At 59.7% G+C, this 1,461-nt stretch carries 1 protein-coding gene; it reads left to right on the top strand.

Annotated features, from left to right (window positions below):
- Window positions 1-77 precede the first annotated feature (77 nt).
- The gene (locus P1K30_RS23740) at window positions 78-1,439 is read left to right on the top strand and encodes an ISKra4 family transposase (RefSeq protein WP_040182552.1); all 1,362 of its coding nucleotides are present in this window, start codon (window positions 78-80) and stop codon (window positions 1,437-1,439) included.
- Window positions 1,440-1,461: the final 22 nt, after the last annotated feature.

Here is a 1,461-nt window from a genome sequence, read left to right as displayed (position 1 = left end):
GGGAGTGGACAAAACATGGGGGTCATCTTCGTCGTTGCGGCCCGTGCTAAGGTGAGTTCTTTGCGTGTGGGGCTGCCATGGACGTACGGATTACAATCGAAACTACCTTCGACAACGGGGAGAAGCGCACTCATCAGCTTGACGGCATTTCACGACCCTACCGGGTGACCTGTCCAGACGGGATCGGGTTGCGCCTCGAGGATGGGAAGAGGGTTGTCGAACAGATTCAGCGGGCAATTCTTTGCGATCAGGTTGAGGAAATCATCCGAGAAAGCCGCGTATGCCCGGATTGCGCCTCGGTTCGTGCCATTCATGACTATCGCACGCGCGATCTCGACACGCTCTTTGGGCGGGTTCGGGTCAAAGCCGCGCGCTTGCGCCGCTGTTCGTGTGATGCCAGGTCAGCGGCGATGCCCGGCGGACCTATTTCTCCGCTGGCCTATTTCTTTCCTGACCGGGCTACCCCGGAGCTGCAGCGGCTCCATGCGGAACTCGGGTCCCGGCATTCCTTTCGCGAAGCCGCGCGGCTGATGAAAAGCTTCCTCCCCTGCCATCCGCCCCATCACACCACGGTGCGTGACCGGTTGGGAAGAGTAGCCGCGGGGCTCGAGAAAAGTCGAAGGGCATCAGGCGATCCCGCTGAAGCACTTCCCAAAGGGGGTTTGACGGTTTTTCTGGACGGTGCGCATATCCGCTGTCGACCGGAGTATCAGCAGCGACACCTGGATCTTGTGGTCGGTAAGATTGAAAGTCGCAATATGTGCCGACGATTTGGCTTGGTCGCCAATGCGACGGCATCGCCAGGCAGCCGGATGCGAGAAGAGCTGTCAGACTTTGGATGGAAGCCGGGCCGTCTGTTGACGGTAATCTCTGATGGCGAGCTTGCTCTCCCGAACCTCATACGGAATGCCATGGGTGGCGACGGCCAGGTGAAGCATATCCTCGACTGGTGGCACATCTCGATGCGTATTCGACATGTCGAGGCCGCCGTTCAGGGTCTGGTCCAGATACCGGGATTCACTGGAATTCCGGTGCTGTTCCAGCGCCCCGCGAAAAGCCTTCGCTGGTGGCTGTGGCATGGCAGAGCACGGGTCGCGGAAACTTATCTGAAAGGGCTCATGCACGATTGCACCCGCCTTGCGGAAGAACCTTTGGCTGTCCGCACCGCTGCCGCTCGTGTGCAGGCCCGATGCGGGACACTGTACACCTATCTCGCGAACAACATGGAATCCCTTGTCGACTATGGCCGACGGTACCGTAACGGGCTGCCCATCTCGTCATCTCGTGCCGAAGGATCAGTCGATGACATTGCCAATGCCCGCATGGGAAAGCGCAGAAGGATGCGGTGGTCGCCCAAAGGGGCTCACCGAGTAGCCGTCACAAGGGCCGCAGTTCTCGATGGTCGGCTGACCGTCGCAAACAGAAAACGCGCCGCATGACCCCCATGTTTTGTCCACTCCC

This window comes from Psychromarinibacter halotolerans, from assembly GCF_029168315.1.
Taxonomy (GTDB): domain Bacteria; phylum Pseudomonadota; class Alphaproteobacteria; order Rhodobacterales; family Rhodobacteraceae; genus Psychromarinibacter; species Psychromarinibacter halotolerans.
Note: the sequence above shows the minus strand (reverse complement) of the source record. Positions and strands in the feature narration are given on the sequence as shown.

Excerpts from the sequence above, each read along its gene's own strand:
- P1K30_RS23740 (WP_040182552.1), top strand. The coding sequence starts at position 78 with ATGGACGTACGGATTACAATCGAAACTACCTTCGACAACGGGGAGAAG.